General features: G+C 73.1%; 16 protein-coding genes. 10 read left to right on the top strand and 6 right to left on the bottom strand.

Features of this window, described 5'->3' with window-relative positions; genetic code table 11:
- The first annotated feature begins 1 nt into the window (after position 1).
- From EDC50_RS13835 to EDC50_RS13825, 3 genes are all read left to right on the top strand, one after another.
- Positions 2-970, top strand: a complete 969-nt coding sequence (locus EDC50_RS13835) for a DUF6708 domain-containing protein (protein ID WP_123771068.1) — start codon at positions 2-4, stop codon at positions 968-970.
- Position 971: 1 nt separating this feature from the next.
- Positions 972-1235 (top strand): PAAR domain-containing protein, encoded by a 264-nt coding sequence (locus EDC50_RS13830; RefSeq protein ID WP_123771067.1) that lies wholly within the window; start codon positions 972-974, stop codon positions 1233-1235.
- Between the two features lie 669 nt (positions 1236-1904).
- Complete coding sequence (locus tag EDC50_RS13825; protein WP_199742073.1) at positions 1905-3284, top strand: S8 family peptidase; 1380 nt, start codon at positions 1905-1907, stop codon at positions 3282-3284.
- Between the two features lie 337 nt (positions 3285-3621).
- Here EDC50_RS13825 and EDC50_RS13820 read toward each other — a convergent pair whose 3' ends face one another.
- Positions 3622-4314, bottom strand: a complete 693-nt coding sequence (locus EDC50_RS13820) for an arylesterase (RefSeq protein WP_338419789.1) — start codon at positions 4312-4314, stop codon at positions 3622-3624.
- A 46-nt stretch (positions 4315-4360) separates the two neighbouring features.
- Here EDC50_RS13820 and EDC50_RS13815 point away from each other — a divergent pair, with 46 nt between their 5' ends.
- Both EDC50_RS13815 and EDC50_RS13810 read left to right on the top strand, forming a co-directional pair.
- Entirely contained in the window at positions 4361-5065 is a 705-nt protein-coding gene (locus EDC50_RS13815; protein ID WP_123771066.1) for an ABC transporter ATP-binding protein, read from the top strand.
- Positions 5062-7557 (top strand): ABC transporter permease, encoded by a 2496-nt coding sequence (locus tag EDC50_RS13810; protein WP_123771065.1) that lies wholly within the window; start codon positions 5062-5064, stop codon positions 7555-7557. Before EDC50_RS13815 ends, EDC50_RS13810 begins: the two co-directional genes overlap by 4 nt.
- A gap of 658 nt (positions 7558-8215) precedes the next feature.
- Here EDC50_RS13810 and EDC50_RS13805 read toward each other — a convergent pair.
- Positions 8216-8482: a hypothetical protein gene (locus tag EDC50_RS13805; RefSeq protein WP_199742074.1), complete on the bottom strand. Its 267-nt coding sequence runs from the start codon at positions 8480-8482 to the stop codon at positions 8216-8218.
- A gap of 180 nt (positions 8483-8662) precedes the next feature.
- Here EDC50_RS13805 and EDC50_RS13800 point away from each other — a divergent pair, with 180 nt between their 5' ends.
- The 3 genes from EDC50_RS13800 to EDC50_RS13790 are packed head-to-tail and all read left to right on the top strand — an operon-like array spanning position 8663 to position 11144.
- A complete protein-coding gene (locus tag EDC50_RS13800; protein ID WP_123771064.1) occupies positions 8663-9727 on the top strand; it encodes a class I SAM-dependent methyltransferase in 1065 nt (354 codons plus the stop codon).
- Positions 9724-10446 (top strand): pseudouridine synthase, encoded by a 723-nt coding sequence (locus EDC50_RS13795; protein ID WP_123771063.1) that lies wholly within the window; start codon positions 9724-9726, stop codon positions 10444-10446. The genes EDC50_RS13800 and EDC50_RS13795 overlap by 4 nt, the downstream gene beginning before the upstream one ends.
- Positions 10443-11144, top strand: coding sequence for an HAD family hydrolase (locus tag EDC50_RS13790; RefSeq protein ID WP_123771062.1), 702 nt, complete (start codon positions 10443-10445; stop codon positions 11142-11144). The genes EDC50_RS13795 and EDC50_RS13790 overlap by 4 nt, the downstream gene beginning before the upstream one ends.
- A gap of 242 nt (positions 11145-11386) precedes the next feature.
- On the opposite strand, the gene EDC50_RS13785 is transcribed toward EDC50_RS13790, so the two are convergent.
- Positions 11387-11932: a DUF1415 domain-containing protein gene (locus EDC50_RS13785; protein WP_123771061.1), complete on the bottom strand. Its 546-nt coding sequence runs from the start codon at positions 11930-11932 to the stop codon at positions 11387-11389.
- Between the two features lie 136 nt (positions 11933-12068).
- Between EDC50_RS13785 and EDC50_RS13780 the strand changes: the two genes are divergently transcribed.
- Positions 12069-13142 carry an NAD(P)-dependent alcohol dehydrogenase gene (locus tag EDC50_RS13780; RefSeq protein ID WP_123771060.1) on the top strand — a complete coding sequence of 358 codons (1074 nt, stop codon included), beginning with the start codon at positions 12069-12071 and terminating at the stop codon, positions 13140-13142.
- Between the two features lie 157 nt (positions 13143-13299).
- Complete coding sequence (locus tag EDC50_RS13775) at positions 13300-14127, top strand: DMT family transporter (protein ID WP_123771189.1); 828 nt, start codon at positions 13300-13302, stop codon at positions 14125-14127.
- A 51-nt stretch (positions 14128-14178) separates the two neighbouring features.
- On the opposite strand, the gene EDC50_RS13770 is transcribed toward EDC50_RS13775, so the two are convergent.
- The 3 genes from EDC50_RS13770 to EDC50_RS13760 all read right to left on the bottom strand — a co-directional run bounded on the left by EDC50_RS13770 (position 14179) and on the right by EDC50_RS13760 (position 15971).
- Complete coding sequence (locus tag EDC50_RS13770) at positions 14179-14919, bottom strand: DNA-formamidopyrimidine glycosylase family protein (RefSeq protein WP_123771059.1); 741 nt, start codon at positions 14917-14919, stop codon at positions 14179-14181.
- A 4-nt stretch (positions 14920-14923) separates the two neighbouring features.
- Entirely contained in the window at positions 14924-15118 is a 195-nt protein-coding gene (locus tag EDC50_RS13765; RefSeq protein WP_123771058.1) for a hypothetical protein, read from the bottom strand.
- Positions 15119-15314: 196 nt separating this feature from the next.
- Positions 15315-15971 (bottom strand): OmpW/AlkL family protein, encoded by a 657-nt coding sequence (locus EDC50_RS13760; RefSeq protein ID WP_123771057.1) that lies wholly within the window; start codon positions 15969-15971, stop codon positions 15315-15317.
- Positions 15972-16574: the final 603 nt, after the last annotated feature.

The following is a 16574-nucleotide window of genomic DNA, read 5'->3' as shown; positions in this document are numbered from 1 at the left end:
CATGGCGAAAGGCGAGTCGAAGCGGGTGCCCGAGCATCCGCACTGGTACGAGGACCTTCCGGAGCGGGATGCGCCGCTGGATCGCGCGCCGAAGATGGTGCACGGCGATGTCAATGCGATGGATGCGATTTGCCTCGAAATTTCCCGGGCATCGACGCTGATGCGGGGATTGGGCATAGCGTTCGGACTGGTGAGCGTTGCCGGGCTGATTTTCTTTGTCGTAATGATATGTCTGGTTCTATTTCCTTTGGAGCCAGATCTGATAGTTCCGTTGGCGATTTCGCCATTGTTGGCGGCGATGGGTGTATGGATAGCTTTTCTTCTTTTAAAAACAGATCTGTCCATTCCTCGGGATCGTCCTGTCCGTCTCAACCGCACTCAACGCAAGGTCTACGTCTACGAGCATGCCTACGGCATGAACCCGTTCAAGAAGTGGCCGACCACCGTCAAGGTGTTCGACTGGGACACCCTGCAGGCCGAATTGCATCGGCAGGCGGGCTTCAACGGCAAGGCGTACATCCAACGCTTCTCGCTGTGGCTGGTGAGCTGCAAGCCGGGCACGAACGAGGTGGTGGACCGGTTCGAGCTGAAAGGCAACCATCCGACCAGAGCAGAGCTATACGATGCCTGGGCCTACTGCCGGACGTACATGGAACACGGTCCGGAGGGATTGCCGGTGTACCCGCCCCGGCGGCAGGAGGTCACCTTCCGGCGCAGTTTCTTCGAGTACCTGCGCTTCCTGGACCCAACGGAGGAAGGACGGGAAGAACGCGCGCAGATGACGGCGTCGGAATGGATTCTGAACTCGATAGTCGCGTTGCTGGCCTTCTGGCTGCTGTTTCCCATGGGCATCGGCCACTACATCGCGATGCGCTTCGCACCGGAAGTGAAATGGCCGCCGGAGATCGACGCCGAATCGCGCCGCGGTCCCTCGCACCGGGCGGAGGCTGCATCCGCCATAGGAGGTTGAGATGTCGAAGCCTTTCATCGTCGTCGGCGACAAGACCGACCATGGCGGCACGGTGCTGACCGGTTCGCCGGAAACCGACCTCTACAGCAAGCCGGTCGCGCGGGTGGGCGACCCGGTGCAGTGCCCGAAGTGCCAGGGCACCTTCCCGATCGCCAGCGGCGACGCGAGCCTGATCATCGACGGCCGGCCGGTGGCGCGGCACGGCGACAAGACCGCCTGCGGCGCCACCCTGATCGCCGGGCAGTCGCAGGCGTTCGTGGGCTGAGCCGCGCCCGTTTGCCTCTCGGCGAAGATCGGCTTCAGTGGGCGGATCATCGTGCGGGTGCGGCCGATGAACTGGCGGTTGGGTCGCTGGCGACGGAACTGCGGCTGGAAGAACTGGTGCAGCAGGCCGCTGCGGTGAGCTTCGACCGTGTGCGCGGGCAGATCAGCAGCCGCATGCGCGCACCGGCACGGGCGGACTGAAGGCCGACAAATCCGCGAACTTTCATTCGCTGCGAATCGGCGGCGTGCTGGCGGTCTTCGAGGCAATGAACCTGTGGTCCAAGGGCCAGGAGTTCGCGGAGGCGCCCGGGAGCGCGCGGAGTCCGCGGCGGCGGCGTTGGCCCGCTGGTGGGGCCTGTGGGCACTTCGGCCGCTTCGTGAATGCGCGTTGCTCGCCGCGCTCGCGCCGGGGCATCGGGACTCGATCCAGCCCCGGCCCTGCGGGCGCCGGCGCGACCGGCGGAACCGCAGTCAGCTAGGTGAGTGCGGTTCGGGCGCTTGGCATCACGCGGCGCGCACGACGCCGCGCGCATGTTCCGCGTCCGGAGCACGCGTCGAACCGGGGAAATCCGCGCAGGGAAGGCTCGGCCGCCTGGCGGCCGCGACCGCGTCCGCTCCGGCGCCCAACCTGTATCGCCCGTCCTGCCGGGCCCATCCGAGGAGGTCCCCCGTGATCAAGAGTGCTCTGAGCGTCCTCGCCCTGGCATGCGCGCTGCCCGCCGTCGCGCACGCCGCGTCCGGTTCGCGCCAGATCGGCGTGAACGTGCTGCTCGACACCGAGCCGACGCCCGCGATCCTGGCCGAGCTGGCATCCCACGGCACCGTGCGCAAGGTGCTGCCGGAGATCGACGCGGTCACCCTGCGCACCACCGTGGACCGGCTGGCCGCGCTGCGCGCGCTGCCGTTCGTGGTCGCCGCCAACCCGGACGCCGAGCGCAAGGCCGCGCCGGTCGACACCGTCGACGCCACCAGCTTCGTGAACGGGCTCAACACCTGGGACCAGGACGCGGTCGACGTCACCAACCCGGGCCAGGGCCGCACCATCGCCTACGACGGCAACGGCGTGTACGTGGCCGTGCTCGACACCGGCCTGCTCGACTCCTGGCGCCGCTACTTCCCGCAGGAACGCATCGCCACCCGGTTCGCCAAGGCCTTCAACGGCGGCGGCGGCGAGAACGGCAACGTCTCCGAGCCGCCGAACAAGTGGGAGCACGACCAGAACTCGCACGGCACCCACGTGACCAGCTCGATCCTCGGCTACAGCCTCGACGGCGTCCCGATCAACGGCACCGCGCCGCTGGCGACGGTGATCCCGGTGAAGGTGCTGAACCAGAACGGTTCCGGCTGGTCGTCGGTGATCGCCGCCGGCATCGTCTACGTGGCCGACCTCAAGGCCAGAGGCGCGCTCGGCGACGCGCCGGTGGTGATCAACATGAGCCTGGGCGGCTCGCAGCTCGATGCGGTGGAGAAGGCGGCGATCGACTACGCGATCGGGCAAGGCGTGGTGATCGTCGCCTCGGCCGGCAACGAGGGCGAGGCGGGCATGGGCTACCCGGGGGCGTACGCCCCGGTGATCTCGGTGGCGGCGACCGGCTGGAACGGGCAGTGGCGGCCGGGCGCCGACGGCAACCCGAACAACTGGTGGAACGCCGACGACGTGGCCGACCCGACCTCGACCGCGGACTTCCACATCGCCGACTTCTCCAGCCGCGAGCGGCCGGGGCAGGACCTCGACGTGGCTGCGCCCGGCGAGTGGGTGGTGGGACCGTACCAGCTCAACAGCGGCGGGCGGACCTCCTACTACTATCTCAGCGGCACCTCGATGGCCGCGCCGCACGTGGCCGGCATCGCCGCGCTGATGCTGCAGAAGAACCCGAACCTGCGGCAGGCCGACGTCGAGGACATCCTCGAGACCGCCGCGCTGCCGTGGGGCGCCGGCTGCGCGACGCTGGCGCTGCCGGGCGGCGCGACCGAGGAGACCTGCTGGGGCGCCGACGCCACCGGCGAAGGCCTGATCACCGCGGCCAACGCGTTGTCGTTCACGCCGTAAGGCGGCCGCGTTCCGCGTCGCTCGTGCAGGGGCGACGGGTCGCCGCACTCGCGCCCGGCGTCCCGCGCCCCAAGCCCTCGTCCGCGCGGGCGAGGGCTGGCGCGCAGGTCCCGCCGCGCGCGGCCCCTGGAGGCGAAGCGCGCGTCGGCGGCGCTGGAGAATGTGGCCCGCCTGCGCGACCCATCCCAACCGCTGCAGCGGGGCAACGTCGGCGTAGGCGAGGTGTGCGACCAGGCCGACCCTCGCCGCCCCGCTCGCGGTGCGGCACGTGGCCCGCAGCCCACGGGCGCGTCCGCGCCCGCCGGTCTGCCAGGCGATGCGCGGCGCGCGGCGAGGCTCAGCGCAGCAGCGGCTCCAGCGCCTTCCACACGTGGTCGCGGATCTTCGGCTGGGCGCTGGCCACGGGGTGCAGGTTGTCGTCCTGGAAGGCGCTGCGGTCGAGCGCGATCGGTTCGAGCAGGAACGGCAGCAACGCCACGCCGTGCTGCCTGGCGAGGGCGCGGTAGTTCTCGGCGAAGGTCTCGGTGTACTCGCGGCCGAGGTTCGGCGGCATGCGCATGCCGACCAGCAGCACCTTGGCGCCGGCGGCCTTCGACGCGCGGATCATGCGGTCGAGGTTGGCGCGCGACTGCGCCAGCGGCAGGCCGCGCAGGCCGTCGTTGGCGCCCAGCTCGATCACCACCACCGCGGGCTTGTTGCGCTTGAGCTCGCCGTCGATGCGCGCGGCGCCGCCGGCGGTGGTCTCGCCGCTGATGCTGGCGTTGACCACGCGCCAGCCGGGCCGGGTCCTGGCGATGCGCTCGGCGGTGAGCGCGACCCAACCCTGCGAAGCGCTCAGGCCGTAGGCGGCCGAGAGCGAATCGCCCATCACCAGCACGGTACGCTGCGGCGCCGGCACGGCCCGGGCCGCGGGCGCGGCGGCCCAGGCCGGCCCCAGCGTGAACAACAGCGCGAACGCCGCCGACATCCAGCCGATGGCGCCTTGCCTGCGGCCGCGCGCGGCCGCATAACCCCGGGACTTAAAGAACATTTAATCCATCCTCCGCAAGATCGGTGGCACCAGCATAGGGACGATCATGGCCGATTCCATCGCACCGCACGCTACGACGACCGACGCGCTTCAGGTTTCCGGATTGGGCAAGCGGGTGACGCTGCCCGGCGGCGAGCTGGTGATCCTCGACGGCGTGGAGTTCCGCATCCGCGCCGGCGACAGCGTCGCCATCGTCGGCGCGTCGGGCTCGGGCAAGAGCACGCTGCTGTCGCTGCTCGCCGGCCTCGACGTGCCCAGCAGCGGCAGCGTGCGCCTGTTCGGCGCGCCGCTGTCGAAGCTGGACGAGGACGGCCGCGCCCGCGCGCGCGGCGAGAAGGTCGGCTTCGTGTTCCAGAACTTCCAGCTGCTGCCCTCGCTCACCGCGCTGGAGAACGTGATGCTGCCGCTGGAGTTGCGCGGCGATCGCGAGGTCGAGGCGCCGGCGAAGGCGATCCTGGAACGCGTCGGCCTCGGCCAGCGCCTGGGCCACTACCCGCGCCAGCTGTCCGGCGGCGAGCAGCAGCGGGTGGCGCTGGCGCGCGCGTTCGTGACCCGGCCGTCGCTGCTGTTCGCGGACGAGCCGACCGGCAATCTCGACACGCGCACCGGGCAGGCGATCATCGAACTGCTGTTCGAGCTCAACGCCCAGGCCGGCACCACCCTGGTGCTGGTCACCCACGACGAACACCTGGCCGCGCGCTGCCACCGCGTGCTGCGGCTCGACGCCGGCCGCCTGGTGGCCGCGGCATGAGGACGTTGATCCTCGCCTGGCGCCAGTTGCGGCGCGATCTCGCCGCCGGCGACGTCCGCATCCTGATCGCGGCGCTGGTGCTGGCGGTGCTGGCGGTGACCGCGGTCGGCTTCGTCACCGACCGCGCCGAACGCGCGCTGGCGCTCGAGGCCAATCGGCTGCTCGGCGGCGACGCGGTGGTGCGCGCCGACGAACCGATCGCGGGCCGCGTGCGCGCGGCGGCGCAGGCGCCCGGCTTGCGCCGCGCCGAGACCCTGGAGTTGAACACCATGATCCGCGCCGGCGAGCGCCTGCAGCTGGGCGAGCTGCGCGCGCTCGGCGACGGCTTCCCGCTGCGCGGCGCGTTCCGGATCGTCGGCGCCGACGGCCGCGAGCGCGCGGCCGGCGCGGTGCCGGCGCGCGGCACGATCTGGCTCGGCCGCGCCGGCGCCGATGCGCTCGGCGCGCGGCTCGGCGACGAGGTGGCGATCGGCGAATCGCGCTTCCGCCTCGCCGCGCTGGTGACGCAGGAACCGGACGCGGCGATGGACTACTTCAACGTCGCGCCGAAGGTGTTCCTCAATCTCGCCGACTTGCCCGGAACCGGGCTGGTGCAGGAGGGCAGCCGCATCCGCTACCGCCTGATCGTCGCCGGCGAGGCCGCCGCGGTGGAGCGCTTCATCGCCGCCGCGCGCCCGGCGCTCGGCCGCGGCCAGCGGCTGGAGACGGTGGCCGACGCGCGCCCGGAGATCCGCTCCGCGCTCGATCGCGCCGGCCGCTTCCTCGGCCTGGCGGCGCTGGTGTCGGTGGTGCTGGCGGCGGTGGCGGTGGCGATGGCGGCGCGCCGGCACAGCGCGCGGCATCTGCCGGGCGCCGCGGTGATGCGCTGCCTCGGCGCGCAGCAGCGCACGCTGGTCGGCATCCACGTCGGCGAACTGCTGCTGCTGGGCCTGGCGGCCAGCACGGTCGGCGTCGCGCTCGCGTTCGCGCTGCAGTGGGCGGTGGGCGCCTGGCTGGCGCAGGCGCTGCAGCTTTCGATTCCCCCGGCGGGCGGGTTGCCGGCGCTGCAGGGCTACGGCGTCGGCCTGCTGGTGCTGATGGCGTTCGGCGCGCCGCCGGTGCTGGCGCTGCGCCGGGTGCCGGCGTTGCGCGTGCTGCGCCGCGACCTCGATCCGGCCGAGCCGAGCGCCTGGCTGGTGGCGCTCGCCGGTCTCGGCGGCCTGGCCGCGCTGCTGTGGTGGAAGGCCGGTTCGGCGGCGCTGGGTCTGGCGATGCTGCTCGGCATCCTGGCCACGCTGGCGGTCCTTGCCGGGCTCGCCTGGGGCCTGATCGTGGTGCTGCGCCGCCTGCGCGGGCGCCTGCGCGGCAGCCTGCGCTACGGCCTGGCCAACGTCGGCCGCCGCGCCGGCGCCAGCATCGCCCAGGTGTCGGCGCTCGGCCTCGGCCTGATGGCGCTGCTGCTGCTGACCTTCGTGCGCACCGACCTGCTCGACCGCTGGCAGCTGGCGTTGGCCGAGGAAGCGCCGAACCGCTTCGTCATCAACGTGCAGGACGACCAGGTCGCCGACGTGCGCGCGTTCATCGCCGGGCAGGGCATCGCCGCGCCGACCCTGTACCCGATGATCCGCGCGCGGCTGGTCGCGCACAACGGCCGGCCGGTCACCGGCGCCGACTACGCCGCCCGCGGCGATCGCGCCCGGCGCCTGGCCGAGCGCGAGTTCAACCTGTCGGTGGCGGACGCGCTGCGCGCGGACAACGAGGTGGTCGCCGGGCGCTTCTGGCACGGCCGCCCGGCCCGGCCCGAAGTGTCGGTGGAGGAGGACTTCGCCGAAACCCTCGGCTGGAAGCTCGGCGACCGGGTCGGGTTCGACATCGCCGGCCAGCGCTTCGAGGCGACGATCACCAGCCTGCGCAGCGTCGATTGGGAGAGCTTCCGGCCGAACTTCTTCGTGATCGCCTCGCCCGGGTCGCTCGACGGCTTCCCCGCCAGCCACATCACCGCGGTCAGCGTGCCGCCCGACAAGCCGCGCTTCACCGCCGACCTGGTCGGGCGTTTCCCGAACCTGTCGGTGATCGACATCGACGCGGTGCTGCAGCAGGTGCGCGGCACCGCCGACCAGGTCTCGACCGTGGTCGAGGTGGTGTTCTACTTCTCGCTGGTCGCCGGCCTGCTGGTGCTGATGGCGGCGGTGAGCGCGAGCCAGGACGAGCGCCTGCTCGAAGGCGGGGTGATGCGCGCGATCGGCGGCAGCCGGCGCCAGCTGCGCCTGGCGCAGGCGTCGGAGTTCGCGGCGATCGGCCTGCTGTCGGGGCTGACCGCGGCGATCGCCGCCTCGGTGCTGGCCGGCGTCGTGGCGGTGCAGGTGTTCGACCTGCCGTGGCGGCCGGACTGGCGCCTGGCCGCGAGCGGCGCCGGCCTCGGCGTGCTGGCGGCGCTGCTGGCGGGGCTGTACGCCACCCGCCGCGTGCTCGACGCGCCGCCATCGGCGACCCTGCGCGAGTTGCAGGGCTGAGGCGGGCCCGGCCGCCGGCGGGAGCCTCGCGTTCGGGCGCGCACTCCGCGATGCGCCCGGCGGCCCTGCCGCCGGCTGGGACGCGCGCTGCAGGTTCGCGCCGAGGGTCCGCGCGGGCCGCCGTCGGGCGGCCGATCAGGTGTTGCCATTTGCCGGCCAAGGCGGCGGGCGGGGAGAGGAACGCCGACACTTCGCGGCGCGGTTCGAAGCCGCGGTTGCTCGCCTGGCGATAGTCGTGGACCAGGCCGAGCCGGCCGGTACCCGCCGTCCAGCCCGGGCCGAGGTTGCCGCCGGCGACCGCCTCGACGTCGATGTGGCGCGAATCGCCGAGCACGGTGCAGCCGGCGCCGCCGAACAGCGATGCCGGGCCGAGCTCGCGGTACAGATCGACGGCGACGCCGTAGTCGCCGGCGCCGGTGCCGAGGCCCTGGTCCGCGTCGGCGGCCGCGAGCCTGGCGTTGCGCCCAGGCCGAGGCCGCCGCGGGCCGGCACGGCATACGTCGCGGCGAAGCCAGGTCGCCGATGCCCGAGGCGGTGCCCCGTTCCCGCGCGCCGGGAACACCACGACCCGCGGGCATTTCGATCGCCCGGCGGGCGCGCCGACATCGCCGCCGCGGCGGGAGCGCGCCGTCGCCGCGCGCGATCCGATCCGCGGACGCTAGCTCGCGGCCAGTTCCGGGGTCGCCTCGAAGCGACGCGCGTAGTCGCGCTCCTCGGCGATGCGCTCGACCTCCTCGTCGGCCAAGTCCGGCGCGCCGTAGACCGCGTAGACGATGCGGCCGTCGCCGCGGCGCCCGATGTGGTGCAGGCGATAGCGCGACCGGCCGCCGCCGGTGTTCTCCGGGTAATGCAGCGGCGGCTCGCCGTCGTCGAGATCGAGTTCGCTGTTGTCGACCAGGCCGCCGACGAAGAGTGCTCGCACCATGATGCTCCTCCTGCGCACGTACCGGGTCATGCTCGCGCGCGTTCCGTTGCCTGGGCATGAAGCCGATGTTGCCGGCGCGCAAAAGGTCTCCGCGCCGGGCGAGAACTGCGATGCGCGTCCAAGCGAGGCCGCCGCGCGCGCCGCGCGTACAATCCGCGTTTCCCGCCGTCGCCTGCGCGCATGTCCGCCCGTTCCGATCCCGCCCTCGAAGTCCTGCTGCTGCCGTTCGTGCAGGGCGCGCTGGCGTGGCCGCAACGCGGCGGCGCGCTGTTCCTGCGCGCGCGCGAGGGCTGGCCGCTGCATCAGCGTGCGTGGCCGGGGCTGGTCGCCGAGCAGAGCTACAAGCCCGAGGCCGATGCGCTGCAGCGCTCGGGCATCGAGGTGAACGCAAGCCACGACGGAGGCGCGCGCCATGCGCTGGTGCTGGCGCTGCCGCCGCGCCAGCGCGAGGAGGCGCGCGCGCTGCTGGCGCATGCGCTGGCGCGCTGCGCGCCGGGCGGGCGGGTGGTGGCCTGCGCCGCCAACGACGAGGGCGCCAAGTCGGCGCAAGCGGATCTCGCCCGCATCGCCGGTCCGGTCGCGAGCCTGTCCAAGCACCATTGCCGCGTGTTCTGGACCGCGCCGCTCGATGCGCCCGCCGACCCCGACCTGGCGCGGCAATGGCGCGAAGCCGACGCGCCGCGCCCGGTCGTCGCCGGGCCCGGCGGCCTGCGCTTCCTCAGCCGCCCGGGCGTGTTCGCCTGGGACCGCATCGACGCCGCCTCGGCGCTGCTGGCCGAGCGCCTGCCGCAGGACCTCGCCGGGCGCGCCGCCGATCTCGGCGCCGGCTGGGGCTACCTCGGCCATGCGCTGCTGACGCGCTGCCCGGGGATCGTCGCGCTCGACCTGTACGAGGCCGAGCGGCGCGCGCTGGAACTGGCCGAGCGCAACCTGGCCGGGTTCGCCGCGCGCGTCGAGCTCGGCTTCCGCTGGCACGACGTCGCCGCCGGCCTGCCGGAGCGCTACGACGTGGTGGTCAGCAATCCGCCGTTCCACGCCCAAGGGCGCGCGGCGCGGCCCGAGCTCGGACGCCGCTTCATCGCTGTCGCCGCGCAGGCGTTGCGCCCGGGCGGGCGGCTGTGGCTCGTCGCCAACCGGCACCTGCCGTACGAGGCCGAACTCGCCGCCGGCTTCGCCTCGGTGCGCGCGGTCGCCGAGCGCGACGGCTTCAAGGTGATCGAGGCGGTGAAGGAGGGCGGGCGATGAAACTGCTCAGGCTGCTGGCCAATCTCGGCTACGGCAGCCGCAAGGACGTGGCCGCGATGTTCCGCGAAGGCCGCATCACCGATGCCGAAGGCGAGGTGCTCTACGCCGACGACCGCATCGAGCACGCGCGGGTGCGGGTCGACGGCGAGCCGCTCGATCCGGCGCCGGGCATGGTGCTGATGCTGCACAAGCCGGTCGGCTACACCTGCTCGACGCGCGATCCGGGCCGCGTGGTCTACGACCTGCTGCCGCCGCGTTTCCGCCTGCGCAACCCGGTGCTGTCCACCGTCGGCCGGCTCGACCGCGACACCAGCGGCCTGCTGCTGATGACCGACGACGGCCAGCTGCTGCACCGGATCGTCTCGCCGAAGGCGCACCTGCCGAAGGTGTACGAGGCCACGCTGGCGCGCGACCTGCGCGGCGACGAGGCCGCGCTGTTCGCCAGCGGCACGCTGCTGCTGGAGTCGGAGACCGCGCCTCTGCGGCCGGCGGCGCTGCACGTGCTCGGCCCGCGCCGCGCGCGGCTGGTCCTCACCGAAGGCCGCTACCACCAGGTGCGGCGCATGTTCGCGGCGGTCGGCAACCACGTCGAGGCGCTGCACCGCAGCCGGGTCGGCGGCCTCGGTTTGGGCGGGCTCGCGCCGGGGCATTGGCGCCTGCTCGCCGCCGCCGACCTCGCCCGCCTGTTCGATTCCCCACCCGACGCCGAGACCGCATGAGCACGCCGACCCTTTCCCCCGCGCCGCACCCGCCGCTCGCATTCGCCCCGCAGGCGGTGCTGTTCGACATGGACGGGCTGATGATCGAGAGCGAGCGCGCGCTGCTGGGCTGCTGGCGCCAGGCCGCGCAGGAGCTGGAGCTGGCGCTGGACGACGCGCTGTGGCTGTCGATGGTCGGCCTGTCGGACCGGATCTGCCACGAGCTGCTGCGCGAGCGCCTGGTCGAGGACCGCGTGCAGGCGCTGCTGCAGCGTTGCCAGCAGCTGTACGACGCGCAGGTCGAGGCCGGCCTGCCGCTGAAGCCCGGGGTGCTGGAGTTGCTGGCGTTGCTGCGCGAGCGCGGCGTGCCGCGCGCGGTGGTGACCTCGACCCGGCGCCCGCGCGCGCTGCAGAAGCTGGGGTTGTGCGGGCTGCTGCCGCATTTCGACGCGGTGGTCGCCGGCGGCGACGTCGAGCGGCCGAAGCCGGCGCCGGACGGCTACCTGCTCGCCGCGCACACCCTCGGCGCCGCGCCCGCGCGCTGCGTGGTGCTGGAGGACTCGGCGCCCGGCGTGCGCGCGGCGTTGGCCGCGGGCATGACCCCGATCCAGGTGCCGGACCTGGTGCCGCCGGATGCGACGGTGCGCGCGCTGGGCCACCGCATCGTCGATTCGCTGCTGGCCGCGCGCCGGCTGATCGAGCCGGCGCTGGCGGGATAGGGCCGCGGTCGCCCTCGCCCCTTCCCTCCCCGCAAGCGGGAGAGGGGTAAAACCGCGGTGCTCGAAGAAAGGTGCGCCCTGGAGCCCTTCTCCTGCTTGCGGCGAACAAAGGATGCAGAAGCGCGTGTACGCAACGGCTGGCCGCTGACCCTGCCGCGCTACTTCGTGGTCGGCCACCTGTACTTCGCCCCGTTCTGAAGCCCCTCTCCCGCTTGCAGGAGAGGGGGGCGAGGGTCCGTCTCTCAGTCCTCGAGCAGCCTCTCCCAACCTTCGCGCCCCAATGCCTCCAGCGTCGCGAGGTTGCGCGCCACGATCGCCTCCGGATCCGGGAACGCCGCGACCGCCCGCGCCACGCTGTCCTCGCGCAGCAGGTGCAGCATCGGGTACGGCGAGCGGTTGGTGCAGTTGCCGATGTCGTCCGGGCCGGTGCCGGCGAAGCGGTACTGGGGGTGGAAGCTGGCGACCTGGATCGTCCCTTCCAGCCCCAGCGCCGCCACCGCGGCGTCGGCCCGGTCGAGGAAGTCGTTGTAGTCGAGGAAGTCGGCGAGCACGCGCGGATGGATCAGCAGGGTGGTGTCGATCCGTCGCGGATCGGTGCGCGCCAGCAGCTGCAGCTCCGCGGCGAGGTCCTCCAGCAGCGCCGCCGGCGTCTCCGCCGCGCTCAGCGCGAAGCGCACCTGGCGCTTCGCGTACACCGCCTTGGCGAACGGGCACAGGTTGAGCCCGATCACCGCGCGCTCGAGCCAGCGGCGGGTCGCGGCGACGGGGTCGTCGGGGAGGTCTCGCATCCGCGCATTGTCGAGCGTGCGCGCCGGCGGCGCCAGCGCGGCCGGCCGCCGCGGCGCAGTATCGCCCGCCGTGTCGGCGCGATCGTGCGCGCCGCACTAGACTGTGCGCCCCACGTTCCGCAGCCGGATCGCACGCATGCTGAAGACCCCCGCCTACGCCGCCCCGTCCGCCGCCGCGCCGCTGGTGCCGTACACGATCGAGCGCCGCGAGCCCGGCCCGCGCGAGGTGCTGATCGACATCCTCTACTGCGGCGTGTGCCATTCCGACGTGCACCAGGCGCGCGGCGACTGGGGCCGGATGCTGTTCCCGATGGTGCCGGGCCACGAGATCGTCGGCCGCGTCGCCCAGGTCGGCGCCGAGGTGACCCGCTGGAAGGTCGGCGACGCGGTAGGCGTCGGCTGCTTCGTCGATTCCTGCCGCCGCTGCGCGCCCTGCCGCGCCGGCGAGGAGCAGTACTGCGACCACGGCATGAGCGGCACCTACAACAGCTACGAGCGCGACGCCGACGGGCGCTTCGACAAGGCCCGGCCGACCTACGGCGGCTATTCGACCCGCATCACCGTCGATCAGGACTACGTCCTGCGCGTGCCCGAGTCGTTGCCGCTGGACCGCGCCGCCCCGCTGCTGTGCGCCGGCATCACCACCTATTCGCCGCTCAAGCGTTTCGGCGTGAAGCCGGGCGACGAGGTCGCGGTGGTCGGGCTCGGCGGGCTCGGCCACATGGCGGTGAAGATCGCCGCGGCGATGGGCGCGCGCGTGACCGTGCTCAGCACCTCCGAGGCCAAGCGCGCCGACGCGCTGGCGCTGGGCGCGGCCGACTTCGCCTCGACCCGCGACGGCAGCGTGTTCGAACGCCTGGCGCTGCGCTTCGACTGTATCCTCGACACGGTGTCGGCGCCGCACGACTACAACGCCTACCTCGGCCTGCTCAAGCTCGACGGCAGCCTGGTCCTGCTCGGCCTGCCGGACGAGCCGGCGCCGGTCGCGGCCGGGGCGCTGATCTCCAAGCGCCGGCGCCTGGCCGGCTCGATGATCGGCGGCATCCGCCAGACCCAGGAGATGCTCGACTTCTGCGCCGCGCACGGGATCGCCGCCGACATCGAGCTGATCGGCATCGAGCGCATCAACGAGGCCTACGAGCGCATGCTGCGCGCGGACGTGCGCTACCGCTTCGTGATCGACCTCGCCAGCCTGCGCGCCGCGGCCTAGCTCCGCCCCGGAGGGCCCGCACTTGCCGGGCGCGCGCGAACGCGGCAGCGTGTCGCTTCCCCGAAACGGAAGCGGACCGATGACCTGGCACACCCGCCCCCCCCGGCGAGGCGGCACGATGAACCCGGCCGCGCGCCAGCGCCGCGCGATGCTGGTGATGCTCGTCGCGGTGGCGATGTTCTCGCTGATGGACGCCGGGCTGAAGCAGCTGTCGGCGCACTACCCGCCGTTCCAGGTGTCGGCGCTGCGCGGCGCGGCCTCGCTGCCGTTCGTGCTGGCCTGGGCGCTGGCCACGGTCGGCGCGCGCCCGCTGCTGCGGATCCGCTGGCCGCTGCACCTGCTGCGCGGCGTGCTCGGCGTGGCGATGATGGCCGCCTTCGTCTACGCGGTGGCGCGGCTGCCGCTGTCGACCGCGTACTCGATCTTCTTCGTCGCCCCGCTGTTGATCACCGCGCTGTCGGTGCCGCTGCTGGGCGAGAAGGTCGGCCCGCGGCGCTGGATCGCGATCGCGATCGGCCTGGCCGGGGTGCTGGTGCTGCTGCGCCCCAGCGGCGAGGGCCTGATCAGCCTGGCGGCGTTGGCGGTGCTGCTGGCCGCGGCGATGTACGCGGTCAGCGCGATCACCGTGCGCGTGCTGGGGCGCACCGACAGCGTGCAGGCGATGACGGTGTGGCTGCTGGCGATGATCGCGGTCGGCGCCGGCGCCATCGCCTGGCCGCAGTGGGTGCCGCTGCGCGGGGAACACGCCTGGCTGATCCTCGGCGTCGGCGTGGCCGGCGCGCTCGGCCAGTATGCCTTCACCGAGGCCTTCCGCCTCGGCGAAGCCTCGGCGATCGCGCCGCTGGAGTACACCGCGTTGCTGTGGGGCGTGATCCTCGATGCCACCCTGTGGGGCGTGCTGCCGGACGCGATCACCTGGCTCGGCGCGGCGATCATCGTCGCCAGCGGCCTGTACCTGCTGCGGCGCGAGCGGCTCCGGGGCTAAGCAAACGGAGGAAGAGGACGAGGCGGCGCCCAGCGCCGCGCGTTGCCTCGCTCAGCCGTAGAGCACCTGGCAGCGCTCGCAGTAGAACGCCCGCCGGCGGCTGCGGCCGAGCTGGGCGCGGAAGGTCAGCGGCGCGCCGTCGCGCGGGCAGTGGCTGCGGGTATGCACCTGGAAGTGGCTGCGCAGTTCGTTCGCCTTCTTCCAGCGGTAGAAGTCGAAGCTGTAGTCGCGCGCCTGCCGCACCAGCTCCGCCAGCTTGCGCGCGGGCAGCGCGCCGACGCGGCTCTCCGGATGCACCCGGATCCGGTGCAGCACTTCGTTCTTGATGATGTTGCCGGAGCCGGCGAACACGTCCTGGTCGAGCAGGGCGTCGGCGGCCAGCCGGTCCGGCTCGGCGCGGAGCTTGCGCCGCGCCCGCGCGGGGTCCCAGGCGTCCGCCATCAGGTCCGCGCTCCAGTCGTAGTGCGCGTCGAGCCCGCCTTCCAGGTACCTCAGCGAGCAGGCGTAGAAGTTCAGCTCGTCGCCGCCGGCGAAGCCCAGGCTCAGCCGCGGGGTGCCCGGCCCGCGGTGATTGATGCGGTAGCTGCCGAACAGCAGGAAGTGCACGCGCAGCGCGAAGCCGGGGAATGCGACCAGATAGTGCTTGCCCCAGCTGCGGATGTCGGCGATCGCGCGCCCGCGCATGCGCTGCGGGTCGATCCCGCCGCCGTCGCCGCCGACGCGGCGCACCCGGCGCCCGACGAACGCCGCCGTCTCCTCGCGCAGGATGACGATCGACGGCCCTTCCGGCATGCGCTCAACGCTTGCCGCCGGCCTGCAGCGCCGCGGCCAGCGCGGCGTCGCCGCCGACGATGTCGCGCCAGCGCAGTTCGTGGCCGTTGCGATGGCCCTTGGGCACGAGCTTGAGCCCTTCCGGATCGATGGTGAGCGTGTACGCCTGCTCCTCGATCTGGATCTCGCGGCGCAACGGTTTGTCGAGCTTGGTGGTCATCGGTCGCTCCGGTGGGTTTTCCGCGGGGGACCGTACCGGCTGCGGCGGAAGCGCCAGGTGAACGCCGCGTCGCCGTCGCGTCCACGCCGGCGGCCCGGTCCAGTGGCGCGCCACGTCGGGAAACGCCGCGGTGTCGCCCAAAAGAAGACGGGCCCTCGCGGGCCCGTCGATTGGCGGTGCATGCGTCGTGAAGCGCTCAGAAGCGCGCGCCCACGCCCACGCCCAGCACCACCGGGTTCAGCTCGGCCTTGCCGGCCTTGGCGCCGTCGATCAGCACGTCGGGCTGGCCGGTGGTGTCCTGCAAGTAGCGCACGTCGGCGCGCGCGAACCAGGTCGGGCTGATGTTGAGGTCGACGCCGGCGGTGGCCATCGCGCCCTTGGCGGTGTCCACGCCGATGCGCTGGCCGGCCAGGGCGCCGCTCGGTTCGGCGCGCTCGCCGTCGGTGTTGGCCTCGAAGTAGCCCAGGCCCACGAACGGACGCACGATGCTGTCGGCGTTGCGGAAATGGTACTGCGCGCTCAGCGCGTACGGCTGGGTGTCGACGCTGGCGACCTTGCCGGCGCCGGTGTTGACGCGCTGGCCGAACTTGTCCGCCGCGCCCCACGCCTCGACCGCGATGTTGTCGGTGACGTACCAGCTCGCGCTCAGCGTGGCGGCGCCGTCGCCGTCCACCTGGGTGCGGGTGCCGGCGATCAGCGGATTGCGGGTCGGCTCCGACAGCGCATAGCCGCCGACCACGGCGAAGCGCTTGCCGGCGGCATGGCCGGCGTCGGTGGCGTCCTGCGCGAAAGCGGCGGGGGCAATGGCAAGCGCGGCCGCAGCGGCCAAGATCGAATGACGAAAACGCATCATGGAGATGTCTCCTTGTTATTGACGTGTGCCTTGGGGAAGGCGCGCCCAACCTAGCCGCGGCTGGATGAACCGAACTTGCCTCGCGCACCCGGAACCGCGGAACTTTCGCGTCGCAACGCGCATCGCCCGGCGCATGCGCCGAGCACATCGGCCATGAATCGCGTTTGACTCGCGCGCGCACGCGTGCCGGTCCAACGCATCGCCAAGGTGGGGCCGCCGGTCGCGGCGGGCAGGCTGCGGGTGCGGACGCCGGTCGCGGCGCGTTGCCCGCAGGCGGACGCCGCCCATGGGGGCCCGTCGCCGAGGCGCGCGAGGCCGATGAACGCATGCTGATCCGGCGATCCGGGCGCAGGTCGCGCGCGGCGCGAACCGACGGCCGGCTCGCGGCGATCGGCCGATGCGCCCGCTCAACCGCGGCTGAACCCGGCGGCGGAAGTGCCGTCGCGCCGTTCGCACGGCGAACGCGACGGCCGCGGCGCCGCGCGCCTGGCGAGGGCGCGGCTGCGACCGTCCGCCGATGGGCGGGAAACGGCAAGGCCGCTGCGGGCGGCAGCGCCGCGATCGCCGGCGCGTCGCTATCGCCCGGGCGCGGCGCTGGTATAC

The sequence above is a fragment of the Vulcaniibacterium tengchongense genome (genome assembly GCF_003814555.1).
Classification (GTDB): Bacteria; Pseudomonadota; Gammaproteobacteria; order Xanthomonadales; family Xanthomonadaceae; genus Vulcaniibacterium; species Vulcaniibacterium tengchongense.
Note: the sequence above shows the minus strand (reverse complement) of the source record. Positions and strands in the feature narration are given on the sequence as shown.